20 protein-coding genes and 1 other RNA gene are annotated in these 24,467 nt (G+C 61.6%); 12 read left to right on the top strand and 9 right to left on the bottom strand.

All coding sequences use genetic code 11. From position 1 onward, the window contains the following. Positions 1-99: 99 nt before the first annotated feature. Both ACI2KA_RS01400 and ACI2KA_RS01395 read right to left on the bottom strand, forming a co-directional pair. Positions 100-2,574 carry an ATP-dependent helicase gene (locus tag ACI2KA_RS01400; RefSeq protein ID WP_404498525.1) on the bottom strand — a complete coding sequence of 825 codons (2,475 nt, stop codon included), beginning with the start codon at positions 2,572-2,574 and terminating at the stop codon, positions 100-102. A gap of 101 nt (positions 2,575-2,675) precedes the next feature. Then, the gene (locus ACI2KA_RS01395; RefSeq protein ID WP_404498523.1) at positions 2,676-3,086 is read right to left on the bottom strand and encodes a carboxymuconolactone decarboxylase family protein; all 411 of its coding nucleotides are present in this window, start codon (positions 3,084-3,086) and stop codon (positions 2,676-2,678) included. A 241-nt stretch (positions 3,087-3,327) separates the two neighbouring features. Here ACI2KA_RS01395 and ACI2KA_RS01390 point away from each other — a divergent pair, with 241 nt between their 5' ends. The 4 genes from ACI2KA_RS01390 to ACI2KA_RS01375 all read left to right on the top strand — a co-directional run bounded on the left by ACI2KA_RS01390 (position 3,328) and on the right by ACI2KA_RS01375 (position 12,974). Then, positions 3,328-4,491 carry an efflux RND transporter periplasmic adaptor subunit gene (locus ACI2KA_RS01390; protein WP_404498521.1) on the top strand — a complete coding sequence of 388 codons (1,164 nt, stop codon included), beginning with the start codon at positions 3,328-3,330 and terminating at the stop codon, positions 4,489-4,491. After that, the gene (locus ACI2KA_RS01385) at positions 4,488-7,637 is read left to right on the top strand and encodes an efflux RND transporter permease subunit (protein ID WP_404498519.1); all 3,150 of its coding nucleotides are present in this window, start codon (positions 4,488-4,490) and stop codon (positions 7,635-7,637) included. The genes ACI2KA_RS01390 and ACI2KA_RS01385 overlap by 4 nt, the downstream gene beginning before the upstream one ends. Positions 7,638-7,771: 134 nt before the next feature. Further along, a complete protein-coding gene (locus tag ACI2KA_RS01380) occupies positions 7,772-9,184 on the top strand; it encodes an FAD-binding oxidoreductase (RefSeq protein ID WP_404498517.1) in 1,413 nt (470 codons plus the stop codon). A gap of 91 nt (positions 9,185-9,275) precedes the next feature. Beyond that, positions 9,276-12,974, top strand: coding sequence for an AsmA-like C-terminal region-containing protein (locus ACI2KA_RS01375; RefSeq protein ID WP_404498515.1), 3,699 nt, complete (start codon positions 9,276-9,278; stop codon positions 12,972-12,974). Positions 12,975-13,220: 246 nt separating this feature from the next. Here ACI2KA_RS01375 and ACI2KA_RS01370 read toward each other — a convergent pair whose 3' ends face one another. From ACI2KA_RS01370 to ssrA, 5 genes are all read right to left on the bottom strand, one after another. Beyond that, positions 13,221-13,550, bottom strand: a complete 330-nt coding sequence (locus ACI2KA_RS01370; protein WP_404498513.1) for a hypothetical protein — start codon at positions 13,548-13,550, stop codon at positions 13,221-13,223. A 235-nt stretch (positions 13,551-13,785) separates the two neighbouring features. Next, complete coding sequence (locus tag ACI2KA_RS01365; RefSeq protein ID WP_404498511.1) at positions 13,786-13,995, bottom strand: ribbon-helix-helix domain-containing protein; 210 nt, start codon at positions 13,993-13,995, stop codon at positions 13,786-13,788. Positions 13,996-14,106: 111 nt separating this feature from the next. After that, positions 14,107-14,313, bottom strand: coding sequence for a DUF4169 family protein (locus ACI2KA_RS01360; RefSeq protein WP_404498510.1), 207 nt, complete (start codon positions 14,311-14,313; stop codon positions 14,107-14,109). 39 nt (positions 14,314-14,352) lie between these two features. Then, positions 14,353-14,865 (bottom strand): SspB family protein, encoded by a 513-nt coding sequence (locus tag ACI2KA_RS01355; RefSeq protein ID WP_404498508.1) that lies wholly within the window; start codon positions 14,863-14,865, stop codon positions 14,353-14,355. Positions 14,866-15,094: 229 nt separating this feature from the next. Then, positions 15,095-15,468: a transfer-messenger RNA gene (gene ssrA / locus ACI2KA_RS01350) on the bottom strand. Between the two features lie 142 nt (positions 15,469-15,610). Between ssrA and ACI2KA_RS01345 the strand changes: the two genes are divergently transcribed. The 7 genes from ACI2KA_RS01345 to ACI2KA_RS01315 all read left to right on the top strand — a co-directional run bounded on the left by ACI2KA_RS01345 (position 15,611) and on the right by ACI2KA_RS01315 (position 22,094). Then, complete coding sequence (locus ACI2KA_RS01345; protein ID WP_404498506.1) at positions 15,611-15,919, top strand: DUF2853 family protein; 309 nt, start codon at positions 15,611-15,613, stop codon at positions 15,917-15,919. A gap of 90 nt (positions 15,920-16,009) precedes the next feature. Continuing rightward, complete coding sequence (locus tag ACI2KA_RS01340; RefSeq protein WP_404498505.1) at positions 16,010-16,804, top strand: thymidylate synthase; 795 nt, start codon at positions 16,010-16,012, stop codon at positions 16,802-16,804. Next, positions 16,801-17,328 (top strand): dihydrofolate reductase, encoded by a 528-nt coding sequence (locus ACI2KA_RS01335; RefSeq protein ID WP_404498503.1) that lies wholly within the window; start codon positions 16,801-16,803, stop codon positions 17,326-17,328. Before ACI2KA_RS01340 ends, ACI2KA_RS01335 begins: the two co-directional genes overlap by 4 nt. A 143-nt stretch (positions 17,329-17,471) precedes the next feature. Beyond that, positions 17,472-18,593, top strand: a complete 1,122-nt coding sequence (hflK, locus tag ACI2KA_RS01330; protein WP_404498501.1) for an FtsH protease activity modulator HflK — start codon at positions 17,472-17,474, stop codon at positions 18,591-18,593. Between the two features lies 1 nt (position 18,594). Beyond that, positions 18,595-19,518 (top strand): protease modulator HflC, encoded by a 924-nt coding sequence (gene hflC, locus ACI2KA_RS01325; protein ID WP_404498499.1) that lies wholly within the window; start codon positions 18,595-18,597, stop codon positions 19,516-19,518. A 193-nt stretch (positions 19,519-19,711) separates the two neighbouring features. Then, entirely contained in the window at positions 19,712-21,256 is a 1,545-nt protein-coding gene (locus ACI2KA_RS01320) for a Do family serine endopeptidase (protein WP_404498497.1), read from the top strand. Positions 21,257-21,344: 88 nt separating this feature from the next. Continuing rightward, on the top strand, positions 21,345-22,094 hold the full coding sequence (locus tag ACI2KA_RS01315; protein ID WP_404498495.1) for an SDR family oxidoreductase: 750 nt from the start codon (positions 21,345-21,347) through the stop codon (positions 22,092-22,094). Positions 22,095-22,118: 24 nt separating this feature from the next. On the opposite strand, the gene ACI2KA_RS01310 is transcribed toward ACI2KA_RS01315, so the two are convergent. Next, positions 22,119-22,682 (bottom strand): GNAT family N-acetyltransferase, encoded by a 564-nt coding sequence (locus tag ACI2KA_RS01310; RefSeq protein ID WP_404498493.1) that lies wholly within the window; start codon positions 22,680-22,682, stop codon positions 22,119-22,121. Beyond that, complete coding sequence (gene serB / locus ACI2KA_RS01305; RefSeq protein WP_404498491.1) at positions 22,679-23,569, bottom strand: phosphoserine phosphatase SerB; 891 nt, start codon at positions 23,567-23,569, stop codon at positions 22,679-22,681. Before serB ends, ACI2KA_RS01310 begins: the two co-directional genes overlap by 4 nt. Here serB and miaA point away from each other — a divergent pair. Then, positions 23,568-24,464 carry a tRNA (adenosine(37)-N6)-dimethylallyltransferase MiaA gene (miaA, locus tag ACI2KA_RS01300; RefSeq protein ID WP_404498489.1) on the top strand — a complete coding sequence of 299 codons (897 nt, stop codon included), beginning with the start codon at positions 23,568-23,570 and terminating at the stop codon, positions 24,462-24,464. The two genes, serB and miaA, sit on opposite strands and share 2 nt — an antisense overlap. Positions 24,465-24,467 lie beyond the last annotated feature (3 nt).

Below are 24,467 nucleotides of genomic sequence, written 5' to 3'. Positions count from 1 at the left end.
CCTCGCCCGGGTTTCGCTGTCGTATAGCAATTTCTTTATTGCAACGGCATGACGCGGGCTATGGAAAAAGCTGTCATGAGCCTGTCTTGAGCGCTCGGATCAAACCTTTTCCACAAATCCGTCCAGCACCCGTTTCTGTCCGGCGCGGTCGAAATCGATGGTCAGCTTGTTGCCTTCGATGGCGGAAATATTGCCGTTGCCGAATTTGAGGTGAAAGACCCGGTCGCCGACAAAAAATTTCGACGGCGTATCGGCGACGGATTTCGCCACCAGCTCGCCGTCGATGGTGCGGGTGCGCGGGCCGCTTTCACCGTAACCGATGCGTTCGACCGCATGGCCGGAGCGGGTGCCCCAATTGTCGCGGGTGGCGTCGCTGCGGTTCTGCTGCGCGCGCTTCCAGCCGGGGGTGGAGTAGTTGTTGGTGAAGGGATCGGCCTTGTCGAAACGCGACTGGCCATAGCCGCCGCGTCCGCCATAACCGCCGTAACTGCTGTCGGATGCCGCCACATCCACATGGGCGGGCGGCAATTCGTCGAGGAAACGGGAGGGCAGGGTGGATTGCCACAGCCCGTGAATGCGCCGGTTCGACACGAACCAGATATGGCAGAGCTTCTTGGCGCGGGTGATGCCGACATAAGCGAGACGGCGTTCTTCCTCCAGGCCGGAGCGCCCGCCCTCGTCCAGCGCCCGCTGGTGCGGGAAAAGGCCTTCTTCCCAGCCGGGCAGGAAGACGGTGTCGAATTCCAGACCCTTGGCGGAATGCAGCGTCATGATGGAAACGGCATCGAGATTTTCGTTCTGCTCGGCATCCATGACGAGGGCGACATGCTCGAGGAAGCCGCGCATGCTCTCGAAGGCTTCCATCGAGCGGATGAGTTCCTTGAGGTTCTCCAGCCGCCCGGGCGCTTCGGCCGTCTTGTCGGCCTGCCACATGGCGGTATAGCCGCTTTCGTCGAGGATCTGCTCGGCAAGCGTGGTGTGTTCGGTGTTTTCTAAGAGGCCCTGCCAGCGGCGGAAATCCTGCACCACATCGAACAGCGCCTTGCGCGCCTTCGGTTTCAGTTCGTCGGTCTCGATGATGTCGGCGGCTGCCGCCAGCATCGGAATGTCGCGGGCGCGGGCATAGTCGTGCAGGTTACGGATCGTCGTATCGCCAAGGCCGCGCTTCGGCGTATTGACGATCCGCTCGAAGGCGAGATCGTCGGCCGGCTGGCAGACGAGGCGGAAATAGGCCATGGCGTCGCGGATTTCGAGGCGCTCGTAAAAGCGCGGGCCGCCGATGACGCGGTAATTGAGGCCGAGCGTGACGAAACGGTCTTCGAATTCGCGCATCTGGAAGGAGGCGCGGACGAGAATGGCCATGTCGTTCAGCTTGTGGCTCTTGCGCTGAAGCTGTTCGATCTCCTCGCCGACCGCGCGGGCTTCCTCCTCGGAATCCCAGGCCGCATGCACCACGACCTTTTCATCGTCCGGGCTGCTGCGCTCGGTAAACAGCGTCTTGCCGAGACGGCCCTCATTATGGGCGATCAGATGACCGGCCGCGCCGAGAATATGTTCGGTGGAGCGGTAATTGCGTTCGAGCTTGATGACCTTGGCGCCGGGGAAATCCTTGTCGAAGCGCAGGATATTGTCCACTTCTGCGCCACGCCAGCCATAGATCGACTGGTCGTCGTCACCCACGCAACAGACGTTCTGCGGCTCGCCCTTGGCGCGCTGTGCGAGAAGCCTCAGCCACATATATTGCGCCGTGTTGGTGTCCTGATATTCGTCCACCAGAATGTAACGGAACTTCTGGTGATACTCCTTCAGAATATCGGTGTGGCGGCGGAAAATGCTGATCGGGTGCATCAGTAGATCGCCGAAGTCGCAGGCATTCAGCGTTTTCAGCCGGTTCTGATAGGCGGTGTAAAGCTCGCGGCCCTTGCCATTGGCGAAGGCGCGGCTGTCGCCCTCCGGAATATCCGGCGGCGTCAGGCCCTTGTTCTTCCAGCCGTCGATCATGCCGGCGAACTGCTTGGCCGGCCAGCGCTTGTCGTCCAGACCTTCAGCCTGGATGAGCTGCTTGATCAGCCGCACCACGTCGTCGGTATCGAGAATGGTGAAGTCCGATTTGAGGCCGACGAGTTCGGCATGGCGGCGCAGCAGCTTGACGCCGATGGAGTGGAAGGTGCCGAGCCAGGGCATGCCCTCGACAGCGCCGCCGACCAGAACGCCGATACGTTCCTTCATCTCGCGCGCCGCCTTGTTGGTGAAGGTCACGGCAAGGATCTGGCTCGGATAGGCGCGGCCGGTCGCTAGAATATGGGCGATACGGGTCGTCAGAACGCGGGTCTTGCCGGTGCCGGCGCCGGCGAGCACCAGCACGGGTCCGTCCAGAGTTTCCACGGCATCGCGCTGTTCCGGGTTGAGGCCGGAAAGATAGTCGGGCGCTGCACGCGTCTGGTCGCGCGCCGCCATGGCGCGGGCGGCAATGCCAAGCCCGCCGCCGCTCTCCGCACCGGCATTGTTCGTCGCCCTGCGCGGCGTCACGGGTTCTTCATCGAAGAACGGCATATCGTCAAAACTGTTGCTCATGCGGCCCAATGTAGTGATTCGGGATATAAAGGCCAGAACCGTGTTCTGCTTTTATTCCGGTATCAACCGTCAAAACGCCCATTCCAAGGCATTTTTTCGCTTCATGCCTGCCTGTCGGCGTCGAAAGCCGCGTCCACCGGCAATTGCAGCGCCACCGCAAGCTGGTTGGTCTTGGCGGCAAGCGCGATCACCCGCATCAGATCGGCATGCTGTTCTCGCGTCATGCCCTTGGCTTTGGCGGCGGCCGTGTGGGAATGGGCGCAATAGGAGCAGCCATTGGTGACGGAAACGGCGATATAGAGCATTTCCTTCACAAGGGGATCGAGCGCCGAGGGCGTGGCCATCACCGTCTTGACCTCTGCCCAGGTCTTTTCCAGAAGATCGGGGTCGAAGGCGAGATAGAGCCACATATTGTTGACGAAATCGGATTTGCGGGTGGTGCGGATATCATCGAACACCGCCTTGACGCGCGGGTTGGCTTCGGGGTTCTCGGTTTTCGTTACGGCGCTCATGGTTTCCTCCGGTTATCGGCCCTCATGGCGGCAGATTAGCGCAATGGCGGATATTTGCGACAGGAATGCGCGCTCCGATGGCCTTCTGGCTGCGCGGGACAGCAATTGCACCCAAATTACAATTACGTAAGGAACGGATTTGTGCGTTGCCTTGCCCCCGCCAAGCGGGAATACTGCACCTGTCCCGGAACGTGCCGTTTTCGGGAACGTATCGTGCTGCGCGGATCAACCGGAGAAATACATGCGGGTCTGGAAACAGGTGGGTGTCAGTGTTGCGGTGGTGGGAGCCGGGCTCTGTCTCTGGGGCTTTTATTCGCCCGATGCCCGCAATCTGCTCGCCAGCATGGGACTTGGCAAAACGCCGGCCGGCGCGATCGAAGTCGCCGCCGCCGGCAGCGCGGCGGGTGCGTCATCGGGCGAGAATGCCGGCGGCGCGCGGCGCAATAACAACGCCACCCTGGTGGTGACGGCGCCGGTCAAAAAAGGCACGGTCAATGACCGGCTGAACGCCATCGGCAATGGCGAGGCGATCCAGTCGGTCGTCGTCATGCCGCAGGCAACCGGTACGCTTTCGGAAATCCGCACCTCATCCGGCGCCCGCGTCGTCAAGGGACAGGTGCTGGCGCGGCTCGATGACGAGGAGCAGGTGATCGAGCGTGACAAGGCGCAGGTGGCGCTGCGCAGCGCCGTCGAAAAATCCAGTTCCTACAAGAACCTGAAATCCGTTTCCCGCCTCGATGTGCTGGATGCGCAGATCGCCGAGGAAGCCGCCAAGCTTGCGCTGAGCACCGCGGAACTCAATCTCAAGCGCCGCGATATCGTCGCACCCATCGAAGGTGTGGCCGGTATCGTCGCCGCCAATATCGGCGACAACGTCACCACGCAGTCGACCATCGTCAGCATCGACGACCGCTCCGAAATTCTCGTCAATTTCTGGGCGCCGGAGCGGTTCGCAACGGCAATAAAGGTCGGCATGGCGGTGGAGGCGACGTCGATTTCACGGCCGGGGGAGACCTTCAAGGGTGAGGTCGAGGCCGTCGACAACCGCGTCGACGAGGCAAGCCGCACGATCCGCATCCGGGCGAAGTTCGGCAATGAGAAGGATGAGCTGAGGGCCGGCATGTCCTTCGGCGTCACCATGCGTTTTGCCGGCGAGACCTATGCCTCGGTCGATCCGCTGGCCGTGCAGTGGGATGCGGAAGGCTCCTATGTCTGGCGTGTCGCCGACAACAAGTCGCACAAGGTGCGGGTGCAGATCGTGCAGCGTAATCCCGATGCCGTTCTCGTCAAGGCCGAGCTTTCCGAGGGTGAGCCTGTGGTGATCGAGGGCCTGCAGCGCGTTCGCGAAGGCGGCGCGGTCCGCGTCGGCAGCCAGCCGAAACCCGAGGAGGTTGCCAGCCAATGACGACGCAGCCGCCCTCCGGTCAGGATTCCAAGCTCGCCTTTACCGCCCTGTTCGTGCGCCGGCCAATTCTGGCGGCGGTCCTCAACACGCTGCTGGTCGTTGCCGGCCTTGCCGCGCTGGTCGGCGTTGAAGTGCGCGAACTGCCGGATGTCGACCGGCCGATGATCAGCGTCAGGACCACCTATGAGGGGGCGGCGCCCGAGACCATCGACCAGGAGGTGACGCAGACCATCGAAGGCGCGGTGGCGCGTGTCAGCGGCGTCAAGTCCATCTCGTCCAACTCGCAATTCGGCACCAGCCGCGTGACGCTGGAATTCGGCGACAATGTCGATCTGGCCGTTGCCGCCAACGACGTGCGCGACGCCATCGGCCGCGTCACCAACCAGCTGCCGGACGATGCCGACGAACCGCAGATCATCAAGGCGGATTCCGACAGCCAGCCGATCATGCGCCTTGCCGTCACCTCGACCACGCTCAGCATGCAAGACCTGACCAAGCTGGTGGATGACGAAATCATCGACCGCCTGGCCGCCGTCGACGGCGTGGCGGATGTGGAGCTTTACGGCGATCAGGAAAAGGTTTTCCGGGTCGATCTCAATCAGGCGGCCTTGGCGAGCCGCGGTTTGACCGTGACCGATGTTTCGAACGCGCTGGCGAGCGCTGCCCTCGACGTGCCGGCCGGGTCGCTGAAAAGCACGACGCAGGATATCGTCGTGCGCGCCACCGCAAGCCTCACGAAGCCCGAGGATTTCTCCAATCTTCTCATCAAGAACAATATCCGCCTTCGCGATGTGGCGACCGTCATGCTGGGTGCGGATGATGAATCCACCTCGCTGCGCTCCAACGGCGTGCAGGGCGTCGGTCTCGGCGTCATCCGCCAGGCGCAGTCCAATACGCTCAATATTTCAACCGGCGTGAAAGCCGCCGTCGAGGCCATGTCGGCCAATCTGCCCGAGGGTACGCGCATCGTCGTCACCAGCGATGACGCCGTCTTCATCGAGGGCGCGCTGCACGAGGTCGAGCTGGCGCTCGGTCTGTCGGCGATCATCGTCGTTGTGGTGCTTTACCTGTTCCTGCGCGACTGGCGCGCGACCCTCATTCCGGCAATCACCATGCCGGTGGCGCTGATCGGCACCATTGTGGCGATCTATATGGTCGGCTTTTCGATCAATATCCTGACATTGCTCGCCATTGTTCTGGCGACGGGTCTGGTTGTCGATGACGCCATCGTGGTGCTGGAAAATATCGTGCGCCGCCGCGCCGAAGGCATGGGACCGCGCGCCGCTGCCGTTCTCGGTACGCAGGAGGTCTTCTTCGCCGTCATTGCAACGACGGCCACGCTCGCCGCCGTCTTCATTCCGCTTTCCTTCCTGCCGGGCCAGCTTGGCGGCCTGTTCCGCGAATTCGGTTTCGTGCTGGCCTTCGCCGTCGGCCTTTCTTCGGTCACGGCGCTGACGCTCTGCCCGATGCTCGCTTCGCGCATGCTGAAGGAGGGGCTGAAGGAGCCGACGGGGCCGCTCGCCTGGTTCGGCAATGTCTTTGCCGCGACCTACAAGTCGACGCTTGCCGCCTGTCTCAACAATCCGCTGATCGTCATTGTCGTGGCGCTGATCTTTTCCGGCCTGTCCTGGATCGCTTTCGGCATGATCCAGAACGAGCTGACGCCGCGCGAAGACCGCGCCTCGATCATGATGCGGGTCACCGCGCCGCAGGGCGTCAGCCTCGAATATACCCGCGACCAGCTGCAGCGGATCGAGGAAAACCTGCAGCCGCTGCGCGACAGTGGCGAAATCCGCAATATCTACTCCATCACCGGCATGAACGGGTCGTCCAATACCGGCTTCATGGTGCTGACGCTCGCCCCCTGGGCCGATCGCGAGCGGACGCAGAACCAGATCGCTGCCGATGTCACCGCCGCCGCCAATAAGGTCCCGGCGCTGCGCGGCAATGCGATGCAGCCGAACAGCCTCAGAATTCGCGGCGCCGGCAACGGCCTGCAAATGGCGATGGTGGGCAGCAATTATCCGGCGCTGACGGCGGCGACGCAGAAATTGCTGCTGTCCATGGAAGAAAGCGGCCTGTTCGACACGCCGCGTTTCGACAACGAGCCCAACCAGGCGCAAATCTCCGTCTCCATCGACCGCGAGCGTGCTTCCGATCTCGGCATTGACATTACCGGCCTGTCGCGCGCCATGCAGTCGCTGCTGGAAGGCCGTTCAATCGTGGACGTCTTCGTGGATGGCGATGCGATCCCGGTCCGGCTCCTGTCCTCCACCCGGCCGATCAACGACCCCACCGATCTCGAAAACGTCTTCCTGAAAACGGGTGACGGCAAGATCGTGCCGATGTCTGTCATCGCCTCGCTCAAGGAAAATGCGGTTGCGCCGCAGTTGAACCGCGAGCAGCAGCTTCCCTCCGTCGGCTTCACCGCCAACCTCAAGGACGGCGTTTCGCTGGGCGAGGCGCTGCAAAAGGTGAATGAGCTGTCGCAATCCATCATGCCCGCCGGTGCGCGCCTGCTGCCGCTCGGCGAGGCGGCGACGCTCGAGGAAAATTCAAGCGGCATGCTGCTGACCTTCGGTTTCGCCATCGCCATCATCTTCCTCGTGCTTGCCGCGCAGTTCGAAAGCGTGCTGAGTTCGGTCATCATCATGACGACGGTGCCGCTCGGCCTGGCCTGCGCTGTCATCGCACTGCTGGTCACGGGCTCGAGCCTCAACGTCTATAGCCAGATCGGGCTTGTGCTGCTGGTCGGCGTCATGGCCAAGAACGGTATTCTCATCGTGGAATTCGCCAACCATCTGCGCGACCAGGGCGCCAGCGTGCGCGAGGCCATCGAAAAGGCCACCAGCATCCGCCTGCGCCCTGTCATGATGACGATGATCGCCACCATTTTGGGCGGCGTGCCGCTGGTGCTGGCGCAGGGCGCCGGCGCGGAGGCCCGCATCGCGCTCGGATGGGTCATCGTCGGCGGTCTCGGTTTTGCGACGCTGGTGACGCTTTACATCACGCCGGTCTCTTACCTGCTGATCGCCCGTTTCGCCAAGCCGCAGGCGGATGAGGAAATCCGCCTCCACCGCGAGCTGGAACTAGCCGCCCGCCGCAAGGCGCTGGAAGAGGACAAGCCGCTGCTGGCGGCGGAATAGAAAACGGTTGCCGCCAATTGCGGTTCGGCGCAATTGCGATGCTGGACAAAGCGTTAACCTTATCCCATACCACCTGATGGAATTTCGTAACGGATCGAATCCGTTACGGGCAGATGTTGCGGTGGAGACGGACGATGGCGCTGAAAGACGTGGTGGCTGGTGAACGGAACGAAGAGGGTATCGCATCTGCGCTCGCGGTGTTGAAGCAGCAGCTTGGCGACAGGCTCCAGACCGGGCAGGCGTTTCGCGAGCAGCACGGCCACACCACCACCTATCTGACCTTGCAGGCGCCCGATGGCGTCGTTTTTGTCGAGAGCGCGGACGATGTGAAGGCCGTGGTGAAGGTCTGCGCACACTATAAGGTGCCGGTCATTCCCTTTGGAACCGGCTCTTCGCTGGAAGGGCAGGTGAACGCGCCGAATGGCGGAATCTGCATCGATTTCAGCCGGATGAATCGCATCATTGAGGTGAATGCCGAAGATCTGGACGTGACGGTGGAGCCGGGCGTGACGCGCGAGGACCTCAATGTCTATCTGCGCGATACCGGCCTGTTCTTTCCGATCGATCCGGGCGCCAATGCCTCGATCGGCGGCATGGCTTCCACACGGGCTTCCGGCACCAATGCGGTGCGCTACGGCACGATGAAGGACAATGTCCTGGCCGTCACCGCCGTGGTTGCCAATGGCGAGGAAATTCGCACCGCGCGGCGCGCCCGCAAGTCTTCGGCAGGTTACGATCTGACACGGCTTTTCGTGGGGGCCGAGGGAACGCTCGGCGTCATCACCTCCGTAACGCTGCGCCTTCAGGGGATACCGGAAAAGATCGCCGGCGGGATCTGCACCTTCGACAGCATCAAGGCGGCCTGTGACGCCGTCATCATGACCATCCAGATGGGCGTGCCGGTCGCGCGCATCGAATTGCTGGACGACGTGCAGGTGCGGGCCTGCAACGCCTATTCCGGTCTGAATTACGCGGAAAAGCCAACGCTGTTCGTGGAGTTCCACGGCACGGAGGAGACGGCGGCGCTGCAATCGCAGCAATTTGCCGAAATCGCGGCCGAATGCGGCGGCGTCGATTTCCGCTGGACCAGCGACGCGGCCGAACGCAACAAGCTCTGGAAGGCGCGGCACGATGCCTATTGGGCCTCGCGCGCCCTTGCGCCGCATCTCGACGGGCTTTCCACCGATGTCTGCGTGCCGATTTCGCGTCTTGCGGATTGCGTGGTGGAAACGCAGCGGGATATCGAGGAAAACGGCTTTCTGGCGCCGATCGTCGGCCATGCGGGCGACGGGAATTTCCACGTCCTCATCCTGTTCGACGGCAAGGATGCCGAAAGCGTCGCGAAAACCGAAGCCTTCGTCGCCCGCCTCAACCGCCGCGCCATCGCCATGGACGGCACCTGTACCGGCGAACACGGCATCGGCCAGGGCAAGATGAGTTTCCTGGCCGAAGAGGCGGGAAATGCGCTGGATCTCATGCGCGCCATCAAAACGTCGCTCGATCCGGATAACATCTTCAATCCGGGCAAGTTGTTCCGTCTTGTCTGATCATTCTCATATTTGATTGGTACAAAAGGCTGCTTGCCGTTAAGGCAGAAAAGAATAGGTTTGCAGCGTTCGCGAAGGGAGATGCAGGTCAGTGCTCGGACGTATTCTGGTTTTTCTGGGCGGACTGCTGGCCTTGGTGCTGTTTTCGGCGCTGCTCATTCCCTATTTTGTCGACTGGACGGATTTCCGCCGCGATTTCGAGGATCAGGCCAGCCGCATTCTCGGCAAGAAGGTGGTGGTGCATGGCCGGGTCGAGGCGCGCATCCTGCCTTTTCCTTCGGTAACCCTGCATGATGTGCGCGCCGGAACGGATGCCGATGGATCCCCCCTCATCCAGGTGGCGCGTTTTTCCATGGATGCCGAGCTTGCGCCGTTCCTTTCCGGCGAGGCGCGCATTTTCGACATGCGCATCGAGGAACCCAAGGCCAAGATCAGGCTTTTGAAGGACGGCACGCTGGACTGGATGCGCGGCAGCCGGGCGGAAATTCCCGCCCGCACCGTGGTGCTGGAAAGCGTGCAGATCGAAGGCGGGCAGATCGAATTCATCGATGAGCAATCCGGCCGCAACCGTGTGGTGACCGGTCTTAATGCCGATATGTCCGCCAATTCGCTGGCCGGACCGTGGAAGGCGGAAGGGCGTGCCGCCGTCGACGGGCATCCGGGTTCCTTTTCGCTTTCCAGCAGCGAGCCCGACTATGCCGCCGGCCGCATGGGCCTCAGGGTGCGGCTCGTGCCGGACGAACATCCGGTCGAGGTGGATCTGGACGGTGCAATCGCCGCGACGGCGGGAAAGCCGGCCTATAGCGGCTCGTTCTCGTTCATCTTCCGCGAGGACGAAAAACAGAAACAGGCGGGACAATCGCTATTTTCCTCGCCGCGCACCCGGGGCAGCTTCGAACTGACCAATGAAAGCGTGCGCATACCGAGCTACCGCATGGAACTCGGCGGCAGTGAAAATCCCTATGTCGTGACCGGCGAGGCGACTTTGGATACCGGCGCCAAGCCGGAATTCCTGCTGACGGCGGATGGCCAGCAGATCGATGTCGCCCGTTTCGCGCCGCCCGTCGTGCAGACGGGCAAGACATCGCGCCAGCCCACGACATCCGTTCGCCAGCGCATCGAGGCCTTCGCGGCCATGGTGGCCCGCATTCCGGTGCCGCCGGTGCCGGGCAAGGCAAGCATCAGCCTTCCGGCGCTGGTTTCCGACGACACGACCATCCGCGACATCAGGCTGGATGTGCGCCCGGACGGCAGCGGCTGGCAGGTGGTGAATGCGGTGGCGACGCTGCCCGGCAGGACGCAGCTGGAAGCCAAGGGATCGCTGACGCTGCTCGGCGGCCCCGCCTTCAACGGCAATCTGCTCGTCGCCTCCAACCAGCCTTCGGGACTGGCGAACTGGCTTTCCGGCTCCGTCGATCCCGCGATCCGGCAGCTCAATGCCGCCGGCTTTTCCGCCGACGTCTCGCTGACGACGCTCAACCAGCGTTTCAACAATCTCGAGCTCGCCATAGGCGACGCGTCGCTGAAGGGCGAGCTGGAACGGCGCTCCGACGGCAAGACCTCCAATCTTTCCATCGATCTTGCCGGCAATGAAATCGATCTCGACGCCCTGAGGGCGCTCGGCAGCCTGGCGCTTGGCGACCAGGTGGGAAGCTCGGTTCTCGATCATCGCATCAACGCCAAGTTCAAGGCCGACCGTTTCAACATGGCCGGCGTGACCGCCAATCATGTCGAGACCGCCTTCAGCATGGCGGGTGGTGTCCTGACGCTGGAAAACATGACGGCCGGCGATATTGCCGGCGCGGAGGTGCGGGCAAGGGGTGAGTTGCAGGGCTCGCTGCTCAAATATGCCGGCAAGGGCACGGTGAACCTGCATGCGACGGATATGCAACCGTTCTTCACCATGCTGCAGCAGAAATTGCCCGACCACCCGTTCCTCAGCCGTCTGGCGGCGAGCGCGCCCTGGTATGCCAATTCCGATCTTGCCGTGGACGTCTCTGTCAACAGCGAAAACGGCGGCGCCAATGTCGCCGTTTCCGGCACCGTCAATGGTAGCCGGCTTTCGGCCGTCGCCAAGATGCCGGATTTCCTGTCGATCACCGATGACACCGCGATGTCGCTGGAAGCCGTTCTCAAAAACCAGTCGACGGCGATCCTGTTCGGACAGGCGGGGCTTGATCCTCTGCCCTTCGATGCGGATGGCGAAGGGCTTCTTTCCATCAAGCTCAACGGCACGCTCGGCTCGCCCGCCAAGACCGATATCCGCTTTTCGACGGAGCGCACGCATTTTTCGCTGAACGGTTCCTTTGCCGTTGCATCCGCCAACTTTGGCGAAGGCAGCGCAGACGTGGCGCTCGAAAGTGCCGATATCGAGCCATATCTCATCATGAACGCGGTGGGACTGCCGCAACTTGGCGGCGGCATGGCCGTGAAGGCCAATGCGAAAGTGGCGATCGATGCGCAGAAGATCGCTTTTTCCTCTGTTGGCGGGCAGGCGGGAGGCAATCCTTTCTCGGGCAATCTCGTCGTCCAGCGGGCCGCGCCCCATCCGGTCAGCGGTGATCTTTCGGTCAGGACCGCCGATCTTGCCTGGCTGGGTGATGCGATCTACGGCCCGGTGATCGACCCGGAAACCGGCGCGCTCAACGCCAAACCGCTGGCCATGGCGGCTTTTCCGCAGCTCAAGGCATCGCTGTCGCTGAAGGCGGAAAATTTCGAAGCGGGGCCTTTCGGCACCGTCACGGGTCTGGCGGCCAAGGTCACGCATGATTCGGGCAATCTTGCTTTGGACGATGTCACGGGCAGCTTCATGGGCGGCAAGCTGACCGGCCGGCTCGCCATGTCCACGGGCGAGGGGGCGGGAATTTTCCGCACCAAGATCGCGGTGACCGATGCCAATCCGGAACCGGTGCTGTGGGCGAATGCCAGCGGCCCGGTCGCAACCGCGCGCATCGCTATCGACATGACGGCCGAATCGACGGGGAAAAGCGTCGGTGAAATCCTGAAATCGGCGGGTGGTTCGGGTGAAATCCGCGCGGGCGGGCTTGTGCTCCGGGGGCTTAATCCCGGCGCGTTGCCGCCGATCCTGCAGGGGGCGGACAGCCTTGAGCAGCCGATCGATGCGCCGAAGGTGAGACCGCTTGTCGATCAAAGCCTGTGGCAGGGTGAAATAGGGCTCGGTGACGTGGCCCTGCCGTTCTCGCTGAATGGTGGCGCCCTGCATTTCAAGAATTTGCGCGCCGGGATCGATCCGGTGACGCTTGCCGGTGATGCGAGCGTCGATCTCGCCGCATCGACCGTCAATGGCGATCTTGACCTTCTGTTCAATCCCGGCACCGAAACAGTCGCCGGAGCCGAGCCGTCGGTGCGCTTGAACTATAGCGGCCCGCTTGCCGCACCGGCTTTGACGACCGACGTTTCGGCGCTCAGCAATTACCTCTCGCTCAGGGCCTTCGAAAAGGAACGCCGACGGGTGGAGGCGATGCAGGCCAGCGTTCTTGAAAAGCAGCGCCTGCGCCGTGAAGTGGCGCTCTATCGTTTCCAGGTGGCCGAACGGCAGGCTGAAAAAGAGCGGATAGAGGCGGAAGCGAGAGCGAAGGCCGAGGAGGAGGCGCGGCAGAAGGCGGCGGCCGAGGAGCGTCTGCGCCAGGAAAAGGAACAGCAGGAGCGTCTGCAGCAACAGCAGCAACAACCGGCGCCGGAGCGGCAATCCGCGCCGGCCCTGATGGTGCCGCCGACGGAAAACGCGATACGGCAACTGACGCCGGAAGGCCCACCCGCCGCGCCTTGAGTTCTCTGCGCCACGAAACCAATATCCATTCACGGCTTGTGCCAGGCACGGGACCTTTTACGCGGATGACTTCATCCGGAAGCCCGGGCCGAGGGTCTACAATCCGTTGAAATCAATGGATATGGAGGTCAGACGTGCGGATGACGCCGGATATGGCGAGAGGCCGGCGGCGTTCGCCGGCGCGCATTTTTACGCCATTCGGACGCCTGCCGATCGAGCGTCTTGACGGAACGCCCCGGCCGATTGTCAAACCCAGGTTTCGCGCTCGCCAAAGGGTGTGTCGGCGTCGAAATTTTTGCTGCCGATCCGGGCGCTTTCCCCTGACAGGCTCGATTTTTCCGCGCTTCCGCCTGAGGAAGCCGATTTTTCGGTGCTGTTTTCAAGGGCTTCGAGTTCGGCTTTCAGAGACGCGATGGCGCTCTTCAGCTCTTCCTGTGCCTTCGCTTCGGTGGTTTGGGCAAGTTCCGACTGTTTTTCGGCAATCTGCGCTTTCAGTTCGGAAATGTTTGAGGATGATGCGGATGCGGAAGAGAGGACGGAAACGGCAGCGTTCGCTCCCGATACGGCAGAAACCATGGTCGCCTCGTGGCGTAGGTGTGAAATGGAAAGGGCTGAAACAGAATTTGGAAGCAAGGCTACGCAATACGGGGATGCCTTGCAGCGCAGATTAGGCTGCTAATGTTTAATGAATACTTTCACGGCGTTACGAGTTTTCAGCGAAATTTTTCGTAGTGGCAGCAGGCCAAGATCCGCTTGCGAACCTGTACTGGCTGCGGCCGGAGCGGCTCGAACGGCGGTTGTGTGCGGAAGGTCACCGGTTCTTGAGCCAGTTCAGCACATAGACCCGCAGGGATGAGGAAAGATTGCTGTCGGCGGGACGGTTGTCGTCTATCTCGGCCAGCAGGGCAGCGAAACTGATCTTGCGCCTTTCAGCGATGATTTTCAGCTCGTCCCAGAAGGCGTCCTCAAGCGAAATGCTGGTGCGATGACCGTGCAACGTCGCGGAATGCTTGCGGATCATCAGGTCGGTCTCCGGCGGGTCCGCTTGGAAATCTCGCTCATGTCTCGCCGGCACGCTCCCGTTTTGCGATTCTTTTCCGATTGTGTCGGGCATGTCTCCCGGCGGGCCGGGTCAGCAGTCCCCGCCGGATCTGTCATCGCCTTTTTCGAGCCGGCCTTGATCCAGCGCCTTGTCGGCTTTTTCGTTGAGGGCCGCGGTAAGATTTTTTTCCGCCTTGGTGCGGCCGAAAGTCAGGCGGTTCTGTTCCGCCTGTCTTTCTTTTTCGCCACGGGCTTTCTGCTTTCGAAACTGACGCAGATTGACGATATCGGCGGCCATGCGGATATGTCTCCTTGAGGTTTCGCGCGCGGAAGGCCGTTATTGTTTCTTGCGGAATGCATCCAGCGAAACGACGGAGCCTTCCTTCTTTTCCTCGCCGGATTTCGGCGTTTCGGAAGCGGAAGCAGGCTTTGCTTCCGGGGAAACGGGATAGGCGGTGATTTCGGCGTCTTCCATTTCCTCTTCCTCCGCCAGCGGCACATCGAACTCGAGCTCGAAATTGACGGAAGGATCGTAGAAGCCGCGAATGGCATTATACGGGATCACCAGCTTTTCCGGCGTATCGGAGAAGGAAAGTCCGATTTCGAAGCCGGTTTCCGTGACTTTCAGATCCCAGAACTGATGCTGGATGACGATGGTCATCTGCTCGGCATATTTCGCCTTGAGATGCTGGGAAATCCGCACGCCCGGCGCGCCGGTCAGGAAGGTAATGAAGAAATGGTGGTCGCCGGGCAGGCGGCCGGTGGCGGCCACTTCACCCAAAACCTTGCGAATAACGCCGCGAAGGGCATCCTGTGCGAGAATGTCGTAACGGATATGATCCTGCCCCATGCGGTCCTGTCTTTCCCTTATTCGTACGTCTTTTAATGCGCTGCGCGCCTTGCGCGCCAAGGACGCTGTAACAGTCTGAATCTTCGCACAATCCTTAACCGGATATTGAACTCGATCCAAGCGGCTGCGCGTTGCCCAAGTATACGCAATGTCCCGAACGGCAGCAACGGAAAAGCCGATGCCGTCCGCAAGTCAGCTATCATATAACCAATTCAGGCAAAATGGAGAAGGTGGAGGTTTCTGTTGCCAGGTACCTCCGAACCCCGCCTCACGGGGCTAACCGTGAGGGCTTTAGAGCGGAATTCCCGCACCGCCATTAGGCAGCGAGAGCATATTCCTTAGCGTTGTTGTCGTTTGCAACTACACTTGTGACCCGATAACGGCGGTATCATGCCGAGCAAAAGTTCGATCTTTACGCCCTTGTCGATCCTATTTCGCCCCCATCAAAAGCCGGCCTTCTTCCACAGAAGGCCGCCGGTTTTTGGTGGAGGCGCCGGGTACCGCCCCCGGGTCCAATAGGTTTATTACACCGACCGTTTATCGCCATAGCCGGGTTGCCCCGGCAAGGCTCATATAGGCGTTTCGCCCGGCGGAGAAAAGGGGGGCCATGACAATTCCATGAAAAGGTTTCGTGATGGCGGCCCGCACTTTAGACTATTCTTGACGACGAGAGATTGCTGTCACATTCTCCATGCAACCGGTCACCAGATGCAACACCGGGCCGGGGACACACGAAGGAGTGGACATGACTGACTATCTCGCAGATGTGAAGAAATACGACGCAGCAGCCGACGAAGCCGTTGTCGGCAAGATCGTCAAACATCTCGGCATCGCCTTGCGCAACCGAGATTCCTCGCTGGTGTCCGCTTCCGATCCGGAAGAGCTTGCGCGGGTGAAGACGAGCTGGTGCGGCAAGAAGCTTGGCGTGACCGATGACAGCGCCGACGCGGCGGTCGCCACCGTTGCAAAAGCCATGGCAGGGGACCGTTCCAAGTCGCGCGTGACCTTCTACTATCTGGTGGCCAAGGAACTGGGCAAGCTCCAGTCGCTGTGATTTAGCGGGGATAAGCCCGCATTAGGTGATTGGTTCTGCCGCCCCGTGCTATTATATTCCCTGTACTACAGGGAATCGGCGGCAGAACGCATGAAACAATATCTCGATCTTCTCCGGCATGTCATGGATACCGGCTCCGACCGCGGGGACCGCACCGGCACCGGCACACGCTCGGTCTTCGGTTACCAGATGCGTTTTGACCTTTCCGAAGGTTTTCCGGTTCTCACCACCAAGAAGCTGCATCTGCGCTCCATCATCCATGAGCTGCTGTGGTTCCTGAAGGGCGATACCAACATTGCCTATCTCAAGGACAATGGCGTTTCCATCTGGGACGAATGGGCAGACGAAAATGGCGATCTCGGTCCGGTCTATGGCGCGCAGTGGCGTTCCTGGCCGGCGCCGGACGGCCGCCATATCGACCAGATCGCGCTTCTGATCGAGGCTCTCAAAACCAACCCGAACTCTCGCCGGCACATCGTTTCGGCCTGGAACCCGGCGCTGGTGGACGAGATGGCGCTGCCGCCCTGCCATTGCCTGTTCCAGTTCTATGTTTCGGACGGCAAGTTGTCCTGTCAGCTCTACCAGCGCTCGGCCGACATATTCCTCGGCGTGCCTTTCAACATCGCCTCCTATGCGCTGCTGACGCTGATGGTGGCGCAGGTCGTGGGCCTGAAACCGGGCGATTTCGTTCATACGCTGGGTGACGCGCATATCTATGCCAACCATTTCGAACAGGCGCGGCTGCAGATGACCCGCACGCCGAAGGCCCTGCCGACGATGCGCCTCAACCCGGATGTGAAGGACCTTTTCGCCTTTAAGTTCGAAGACTTTGCGCTTGAGAACTACGAGGCCGATTCAAGCATCAAGGCGCCGATCGCGGTATGAGCGGGCCGCGTGTCACCCTCATCGTTGCGGTTTCGCAAAACGGCGTCATCGGCCGAGACCTCGACATGCCCTGGAAGCTTTCCACCGACCTCAAGCGGTTCAAGGCGATGACGATGGGCAAGCCGCTCATCATGGGCCGCAAGACGTTCCTGTCCGTCGGCGAGCGTCCCCTGCCGGGCCGGCCGCATATCATCGTCAGCCGCAATGCGGATTATCGGCCTGACGGCGTGGACGTCGTTTCGTCGCTCGATGATGCGTTCAGGCTCGCAAAAACGAAAGCGGCGGAGCTGGGCGTGGACGAGGTTTTTGTCGCCGGCGGCGGCGAGATTTACCGCCAGGCCATGCCCTTTGCCGATCAACTTTCCGTCACCCATGTGGCGGTAAAACTCGACGGCGACACTTTTTTCCCGGAAATCGATCCCGCCGTTTTTGAGAAAACCGAAGAAAAGGCCGCGCCCGCAGGGGAAAAGGACAATTATCCGGTTCTGTTTACCACTTATGTGCGAAGAGCCGCGGCAAAGTGAACTATTTACCCAGATTGGGTATTTAGTTACCACCTCTGCGTTGAAACGGACGCTTCTCCTTCCTATAACGGGTCGATATTCCCGCCGCACGCGAGCAATCGCTTTCGAACGGAACCGGGAGAGGCTTTTATAAAGAGGTATTGATGCCCTGGAGCAATCAGAATGGCGGCGGCGGCCCTTGGGGCGGCGGCGGTGGAGGAAACAACCAGGGCGGCGGTGGCGGCCCATGGGGGCAGGGGCCTAACCGGCCTCGCGGCGGTGGCGGTGGCGGCAATGGCGGCCCGCCCGATCTCGAGGAGATCATCCGGCGCAGCCAGGACCGTTTCAAGAATGTCCTGCCGGGCGGCTTCAACGGCGGAGTGGTCGCGGTCCTCGTGCTCGTCGTCCTCGTTTTCCTCGGCATCCAGTCCATCTATACCGTCCAGCCGGACGAGCGCGGCGTGGAGCTGCGTTTCGGCCGTCCCAAGGACGAAATCTCGATGCCGGGCCTGCATTTCCATCTGTGGCCGATCGAAACGGTGGAAATCGTCAAGGTTACCGAGCAGCAGCAGAATATCGGCTCGCGCGCCTCGTCGTCCTCGTCGAGCGGCGTGATGCTGACGGGCGACCAGAACATCGTCAACGTGCAGTTCTCGGTGCTTTATACGGTCTCCGATCCGAAATCCTATCTCTTCAACGTCGACAGCCCGGCGGAAACCCTGCAGCAGGTTTCCGAAAGCGCCATGCGCGAAGTGGTCGGCCGTCGTCCCGCACAGGATATTTTCCGCGATAACCGTCAGGCGATCGCGGCGGATGTGCGCAGCATCATCCAGTCCACCATGGATGGCTATGGCGCCGGTATCTCCATCAATGCCGTGGCCATCGAAGACGCAGCACCGCCGCGTGAAGTGGCCGACGCCTTCGACGAAGTGCAGCGCGCCGAACAGGACGAAGACCGCTTCGTTCAGGAAGCCAACCAATACGCCAACCAGAAGCTCGGTGCCGCCCGCGGTCAGGCCGCGCAGATCCTCGAAGAGGCGAACGCCTACAAGTCGCGCGTCGTCAACGAGGCACAGGGTGAGGCGCAGCGCTTCGTCTCCATCTACGACCAGTATCGCACGGCGCCGGATGTCACCCGTCAGCGCATGTTCCTGGAAACGATGGAGCAGGTCCTGAAGGGGTCCAACAAGATCATCATCGACGAGAAACAGGGCGTGGTGCCTTATCTGCCGCTGAACGAGATCATGCGCAACAATCCGGGCGCAGCACAGCAGGGAGGCAACTGATATGAGCAACCGTCTTACGGCCGTTCTCGTCGGTCTCGCCGTCCTGCTTTTCTTCGGCTATTCGTCGATCTTCGTCGTCAACGAGCGCCAGCAGGCCATCGTCGTCCGCTTCGGTCAGATCCAGGATGTGAAAACGGCGCCGGGCCTTTATTTCAAGCTGCCCTTCGCCTTCATGGACGCCGACCGGGTACAATATATCGAGAACCGGGCGCTGCGCTTCGATCACGACAACATTCGTGTTCAGGTGTCCGGCGGCAAGTTCTACGAGGTCGACGCCTTCGTGGTCTATCGCATCACGGATGCACGCCGCTTCCGGCAGACGGTCTCGGGCGACCAGATGTCGGCGGAATCGCGCCTGCGTACCCGTCTCGACGCCTCGCTGCGCCGGGTCTACGGTCTGCGCGGCTTCGAATCGGCGCTTTCCGACGCACGTGCATCGATGATGCAGGAAGTGCGCGACGATCTGCGTCCCGATGCGGAATCGCTCGGTATCAGCATCGTGGATGTCCGCATCCGCCGTACCGACCTGACGCAGGAAGTCTCGCAGCAGACCTTCGAACGCATGAAGTCGGAACGTCTGGCCGAGGCCGAACTGATCCGCGCCCGCGGTAACGAAGAGGCGCAGCGCCGCCGCGCTATCGCCGACCGTCAGGTCGTCGAGCTGGAGTCCGACGCCCGCCGCCAGTCCGAAGTGTTGCGCGGTGAAGGCGATGCCGAGCGCAACAAGGTGTTCGGCGAGGCTTTCCAGCGCGATCCGAACTTCTTCGAGTTCTATCGTTCGATGTCCGCTTATGCCAACTCGCTGAACGGCAACGGCACGACGCTGGTCCTGTCTCCGGATTCGACCTTCTTCCGTTATTTCAACAATATCGACGGCACGGCGCCCGCCGCTCCGGCCGCGCCTGCGCCAGCGCCGGCGAACTGATAGCGGATCAAATGATTTTGGAGGGGCCGGTTTTCACCGGCCCTTTCTTTTTACTGCGTTTTCGTGCCAATGCTGTGGTTACGGGCAAGGCGTCCCCCGCCTGTTCACGAAAAGGTATTTTTACACTTCATCATTCCGCCTTATGCTTTGACGATATAAGCAGGGCATGACGATTTGAAACGCGAGGACGCTTATGGCCGTGACCCTTCTTTCGCCTTTTCGCAGCAGCATTGCCGCAGTCGCGGGCATCGCGCTTGTGGCGGGTAGCCTGTCGGCACCGGTTGCAGCGAGAGCGCAGAGCCATGGGCCGGAATCGGTGGCCGATCTTGCCGAGCCGCTTCTCGATGCGGTGGTGAATATTTCGACGTCGCAGAACGTCAAGACCGAGGGCAAGGGACCCGTTCCGCCGAAACTGCCGGAAGGCTCGCCTTTCCAGGAATTCTTCAAGGATTATTTCGACAGCCAGAAGCCGGAAGGCGGCGAAAAGGTCAATTCGCTGGGGTCCGGTTTCGTGATCGATCCGGCCGGTTATGTCGTGACCAACAACCACGTCATCGAGGGTGCGGACGCGATCGAGGTGATTTTCCCGAATGGCTCGAAGCTCAAGGCGACGCTGGTCGGCACCGATACCAAGACCGACCTTTCCGTCTTGAAGGTGGAGCCGAAAGCACCGCTGAAGGCGGTCAAGTTCGGCGATTCGCGCAGCATGCGCATCGGCGACTGGGTGATGGCCATCGGCAATCCCTTCGGGCTCGGCGGATCGCTGACCGTCGGCGTCATTTCCGCGCGCGGCCGCAATATCAATGCCGGCCCCTATGACAACTTCATCCAGACGGATGCGGCGATCAACAAGGGCAATTCCGGTGGCCCGCTCTTCAACATGAAAGGCGAAGTGATCGGCATCAATACGGCGATCATTTCGCCGAGCGGTGGTTCGATCGGCATCGGTTTTGCCGTGCCGACGGAGCTTGCCCAGAATATCGTGCAGCAGCTGATCGAATTCGGCGAGACCCGCCGCGGCTGGCTCGGCGTTCGCGTCCAGCCCGTCACCGACGACGTGGCTGCGAGCCTCGGCATGGACAGCGCCAAGGGTGCGCTGATTTCCGGCGTGGCCAAGGGCGGGCCGGTGGAAAACGGCCCGATCCAGGCCGGCGACGTCGTGCTGAAATTCGACGGCAAGGATATTCATGAAATGCGTGACCTCCTGCGGATCGTGGCGGAAAGCCCGGTCGGCAAGGAAGTCGATGTTGTGATCCTGCGTGACGGCAAGGAAGAGACCGTCAAGGTCAAGCTTGGCCAGCTGCAGGATACCACCGACGAAAAAGCCGCGACCGAAGACCCGCAGGCCGAGGATGGCGATGGCGGCATGGTTGCGCCGGAAGACGATGGCGGCGCCGACGATCAGGCGCAGGACCAGACGCCGGAAGTGCGCGAGGCGCCGCAGAGCGTTCTCGGCATGAATCTGGTCGTGCTCAGCAACGAGCTGCGCACCGAAAAGGGCATAGCCGAAAGCGTCGAAGGCGTGCTGGTCGCAAGTGTCGATCCGGGTTCGCCGGCCGAACAGAAGGGCATGAAGGCCGGTGATATCATCGTCGAGGTCGGTCAGGACTTCATGGAGGTTCCCGGCGACGTTCTGGTGCGGGTCAACGGCCTGAAATCCGAGGGACGCAAGAATGCGCATATGATGGTTGCCGATGCCCAGGGCAATCTGCGTGTGGTGGCGCTGCCGCTGGAGTAAGCCGCTTTCCGCCGGTCCGGCAGGAATCGGGTGGTTGTGATCCCGGCCGCTTATTAATCTTTGGTCTCCATCAAAGGAGTCCAAGGATATGAAATTGCTTCAAAACAAGGTTGCCATCATCACTGGCGCGTCATCCGGCATCGGCCGGGCGACGGCAAAGCTGTTCGCCGCCGAAGGAGCAGCTGTCGTTATCAATGCGCGCGGCGAGGCGGCGCTGGAAGAGGTTGCCGCTGACATTCGCCAGGCCGGCGGCCGCGTCCACACGGTGGCGGGCGATGCCGGTGTTGCCGAAACCCATTCCCGATTGACGGATGCGGCCGAGAGTGTTTTCGGCGGTCTCGATATCGCCGTGAATAATGCCGGGGCGGTCGGGGTCATGAAACCGCTGGCGGAGATTTCGCCCGAGGAATGGGACCATGTGCTTAACGTCAACCTCACCTCCGCCTTTCTGGGGGCGCGTTACCAGATCCCGCCGATGTTGATGCGGGGTGGCGGGGCCATCGTCTTCATCTCAAGTTTCGTCGGCACCAGCGTTGGCATACCCGGCATGGCGGCTTATGGAACTGCGAAGGCGGCGTTGATGGGGCTCGTGAAAGGCATAACCGCCGATCATGCCGTCAGCGGCATTCGCGCCAATGCGCTGCTGCCCGGCGGGGTCGATACGCCTGCTGCCGGAGACGCGGCCCAGAAGGAATGGGCCGCCGGCCTGCATGCGATGAAGCGCATCGCCGAGCCGGAAGAAATCGCGCAGGCAGCGCTTTTCCTCGCCAGCCCGATGGCGAGCTTCGTGGCCGGTTCGGCGCTGTTTGCCGATGGCGGCAATGCGGCGGTGAAGTGAGTTGGGGAACTGGCGGGCTGGGCGTTACCGCGTCCGCCATTCCTCCAGCGTCAGCGCATAGGTGACGTGCGGTCGCAGATGGGGATGCGTTTCTTCCGGTACGCGCGGATGGTCGAAATCGCGCGAGGGGTCGCGCTTCAGGCCGATGCGCTCCATGACCGCTGTCGAACGTTGGTTGTTATGGACGGCGAAAGAGACGATTTCCGGCGTTTCCTTCTCATCGAAGGCCATGACGAGCAGCGATTGAGCGGCTTCCGTCACATAGCCATGCCCCCAGTAACGGGTGGCGAGCCGCCAACCGATCTCCATGGTGCCGAGCGGGAAGGGCGGGTCGAGGTTCATGACGGGCGATATGCCGCAGAAACCCATGGCCTCGCCGGTCTCGCGCAGCTCCATGGCGTAAAAGCCATAACCGCTGCCACGGATCATGCCGTTGATGGTTTCAAGAACCGCATCCGCTTCGGCATGGCTGCGGCGGAAGGGGAAAAACTCCATGACCTTTTCGTCGGCGTTGATTTCGCGGAACAGGTCGCGGTCGCTCTCCTTCCACTCGCGCAGAATGAGTCGGGGTGTTTCGCGGATGATCATGGAGTGACAAAATCCGCGTTGCGGTAACCCTGAATATAAAGAAGCGCGGTCAGGTCGCCATGGTCGATGCGCATCTGCGCCTCGGCCGCCACGGCGGGCTTTGCGTGCAGGGCGACGCCCGCGCCGGCCCGATGCAGCATGCCGAGATCGTTGGCGCCATCGCCGACCGCCATTGCCTCTTCCGGTGAGATGCCGAGCCTTGCGGCGATATCGTTCAGCGCATCCACCTTGGCCTGTTTGCCGAGGATGGGTTCGGCAACGGTGCCGTCAAGCTCGCCATTGGCTTCGCCGAGCAGATTGGCGCGGTTCTCGTCAAAACCCAGCATGGCCGCGACGCGGCCGGTGAAGACGGTGAAACCGCCGGAGACGAGCGCGGTGTAATAACCTTTCGCCTTCATGGTGGCGATCAGCTCCTTGCCACCCGGTGTGAGGGTAATGCGCTTTTCGATGACATCGTCGATGACAGAGACCGGCAGTCCCTTCAGCAGCGCCACGCGTTCACGCAATGCCGGTTCGAAGGCGATCTCGCCATTCATGGCCCGGGCGGTGATGGCGGATACCTTGTCCTTCAGGCCGACTTCGGCGGCCAGCTCATCGATGCATTCCTGACCGATCATGGTCGAATCCATATCGGCAATCAGCAGCTTCTTGCGGCGCTTGTCCTGCTCCTGGATGACGATATCGATGGGTTTGCCGGCAAGCGTGGCTGCAATCGCGCTGCGCGCCTGTTCGGCCGCAGCGCCCGAAGGCAGGGCGATATCGCAGGCGATGCCATCGGCCAGCCAATAAAGACCCGATGCGTTGACGGCCTTTGCGGCCGCTTCTCCGAGGGCCGGTGTCAGAACAGGATTTGACGGATTGGCGATAAGCGTGGCAACGAGAGCCATGATGAAAAACCTTGATGAGAATTTTGATGCGATCCTGATAACCGGCCCGACGGCAAGCGGCAAGTCCGCGCTTGCGCTTCGCCTGGCACGGGAGCGGAACGGCGTCGTCATCAATGCCGACAGCATGCAGGTTTACGACACGCTGCGGGTGCTGACCGCCCGGCCTTCGGAGGAGGAAATGGCGGGCGTGCCGCACCTTCTCTACGGCCATGTGCCGGCGAGCAGCCTCTACTCAACCGGCGAATGGTTGCGGGAGATTTCCGCCCTGCTTGCGGATTTGCGCGGGCAGGGGCGTTTGCCCGTCATCGTCGGCGGCACGGGGCTTTATTTCAAGGCGCTGACGGGCGGCCTCTCCGACATGCCCGCCATTCCCGATGACATCCGCGAGGGATTTCGCGCCCGCCTGATCACGCAGGGGGCGGCTGCGCTTCACGCCGAATTGTCCCGGCGCGATCCGGCCATGGCCGAAATGCTCCAGCCGGGAGACGGCCAGCGTGTCGTCCGGGCGCTTGAGGTGCTTGCGGCGACGGGAAAATCGATCCGGGACTTCCAGCGGTCCAGCGGCCCGGTGATCGTGGATCCGGACAGGGCACAAAAATTTGTCGTCCTGCCGGAAAGACCGGTGCTACATGAGCGCATCAACCGGCGTTTCGAAACGATGATGGAGAGCGGCGCGGTGGAGGAGGTGAAGGCGCTTCTGGCGCTCAGGCTTGCGCCCGACGCAACGGCGATGAAGGCGATCGGTGTCGCCCAGATTGCCGACCTGCTGTCCGGCCACATCGGCAAGGCGGAGGTGATCGACCGGTCGGCCGCCGCAACCCGGCAATATGCCAAACGGCAGATGACATGGTTCCGCAACCAGATGGGAGACGACTGGACACGCATCCAGCCGTGAGGG

Source organism: Agrobacterium sp. NPDC089420, assembly GCF_044900305.1.
Taxonomy (GTDB): Bacteria; Pseudomonadota; Alphaproteobacteria; order Rhizobiales; family Rhizobiaceae; genus Agrobacterium.
Note: the sequence above shows the minus strand (reverse complement) of the source record. Positions and strands in the feature narration are given on the sequence as shown.

What these genes read in the sequence shown, in the direction of transcription:
- ACI2KA_RS01400 (WP_404498525.1), bottom strand. Translation starts at nt 2,574, where the DNA reads ATGAGCAACAGTTTTGACGATATGCCGTTCTTCGATGAAGAACCCGTG.
- ACI2KA_RS01395 (WP_404498523.1), bottom strand. Translation starts at nt 3,086, where the DNA reads ATGAGCGCCGTAACGAAAACCGAGAACCCCGAAGCCAACCCGCGCGTC.
- ACI2KA_RS01390 (WP_404498521.1), top strand. Translation starts at nt 3,328, where the DNA reads ATGCGGGTCTGGAAACAGGTGGGTGTCAGTGTTGCGGTGGTGGGAGCC.
- ACI2KA_RS01385 (WP_404498519.1), top strand. Translation starts at nt 4,488, where the DNA reads ATGACGACGCAGCCGCCCTCCGGTCAGGATTCCAAGCTCGCCTTTACC.
- ACI2KA_RS01380 (WP_404498517.1), top strand. Translation starts at nt 7,772, where the DNA reads ATGGCGCTGAAAGACGTGGTGGCTGGTGAACGGAACGAAGAGGGTATC.
- ACI2KA_RS01370 (WP_404498513.1), bottom strand. Translation starts at nt 13,550, where the DNA reads ATGGTTTCTGCCGTATCGGGAGCGAACGCTGCCGTTTCCGTCCTCTCT.
- ACI2KA_RS01365 (WP_404498511.1), bottom strand. Translation starts at nt 13,995, where the DNA reads ATGATCCGCAAGCATTCCGCGACGTTGCACGGTCATCGCACCAGCATT.
- ACI2KA_RS01360 (WP_404498510.1), bottom strand. Translation starts at nt 14,313, where the DNA reads ATGGCCGCCGATATCGTCAATCTGCGTCAGTTTCGAAAGCAGAAAGCC.
- ACI2KA_RS01355 (WP_404498508.1), bottom strand. Translation starts at nt 14,865, where the DNA reads ATGGGGCAGGATCATATCCGTTACGACATTCTCGCACAGGATGCCCTT.
- ACI2KA_RS01345 (WP_404498506.1), top strand. Translation starts at nt 15,611, where the DNA reads ATGACTGACTATCTCGCAGATGTGAAGAAATACGACGCAGCAGCCGAC.
- ACI2KA_RS01340 (WP_404498505.1), top strand. Translation starts at nt 16,010, where the DNA reads ATGAAACAATATCTCGATCTTCTCCGGCATGTCATGGATACCGGCTCC.
- ACI2KA_RS01335 (WP_404498503.1), top strand. Translation starts at nt 16,801, where the DNA reads ATGAGCGGGCCGCGTGTCACCCTCATCGTTGCGGTTTCGCAAAACGGC.
- hflK (WP_404498501.1), top strand. Translation starts at nt 17,472, where the DNA reads ATGCCCTGGAGCAATCAGAATGGCGGCGGCGGCCCTTGGGGCGGCGGC.
- hflC (WP_404498499.1), top strand. Translation starts at nt 18,595, where the DNA reads ATGAGCAACCGTCTTACGGCCGTTCTCGTCGGTCTCGCCGTCCTGCTT.
- ACI2KA_RS01320 (WP_404498497.1), top strand. Translation starts at nt 19,712, where the DNA reads ATGGCCGTGACCCTTCTTTCGCCTTTTCGCAGCAGCATTGCCGCAGTC.
- ACI2KA_RS01315 (WP_404498495.1), top strand. Translation starts at nt 21,345, where the DNA reads ATGAAATTGCTTCAAAACAAGGTTGCCATCATCACTGGCGCGTCATCC.
- ACI2KA_RS01310 (WP_404498493.1), bottom strand. Translation starts at nt 22,682, where the DNA reads ATGATCATCCGCGAAACACCCCGACTCATTCTGCGCGAGTGGAAGGAG.
- miaA (WP_404498489.1), top strand. Translation starts at nt 23,568, where the DNA reads ATGATGAAAAACCTTGATGAGAATTTTGATGCGATCCTGATAACCGGC.
- serB (WP_404498491.1), bottom strand. Translation starts at nt 23,569, where the DNA reads ATGGCTCTCGTTGCCACGCTTATCGCCAATCCGTCAAATCCTGTTCTG.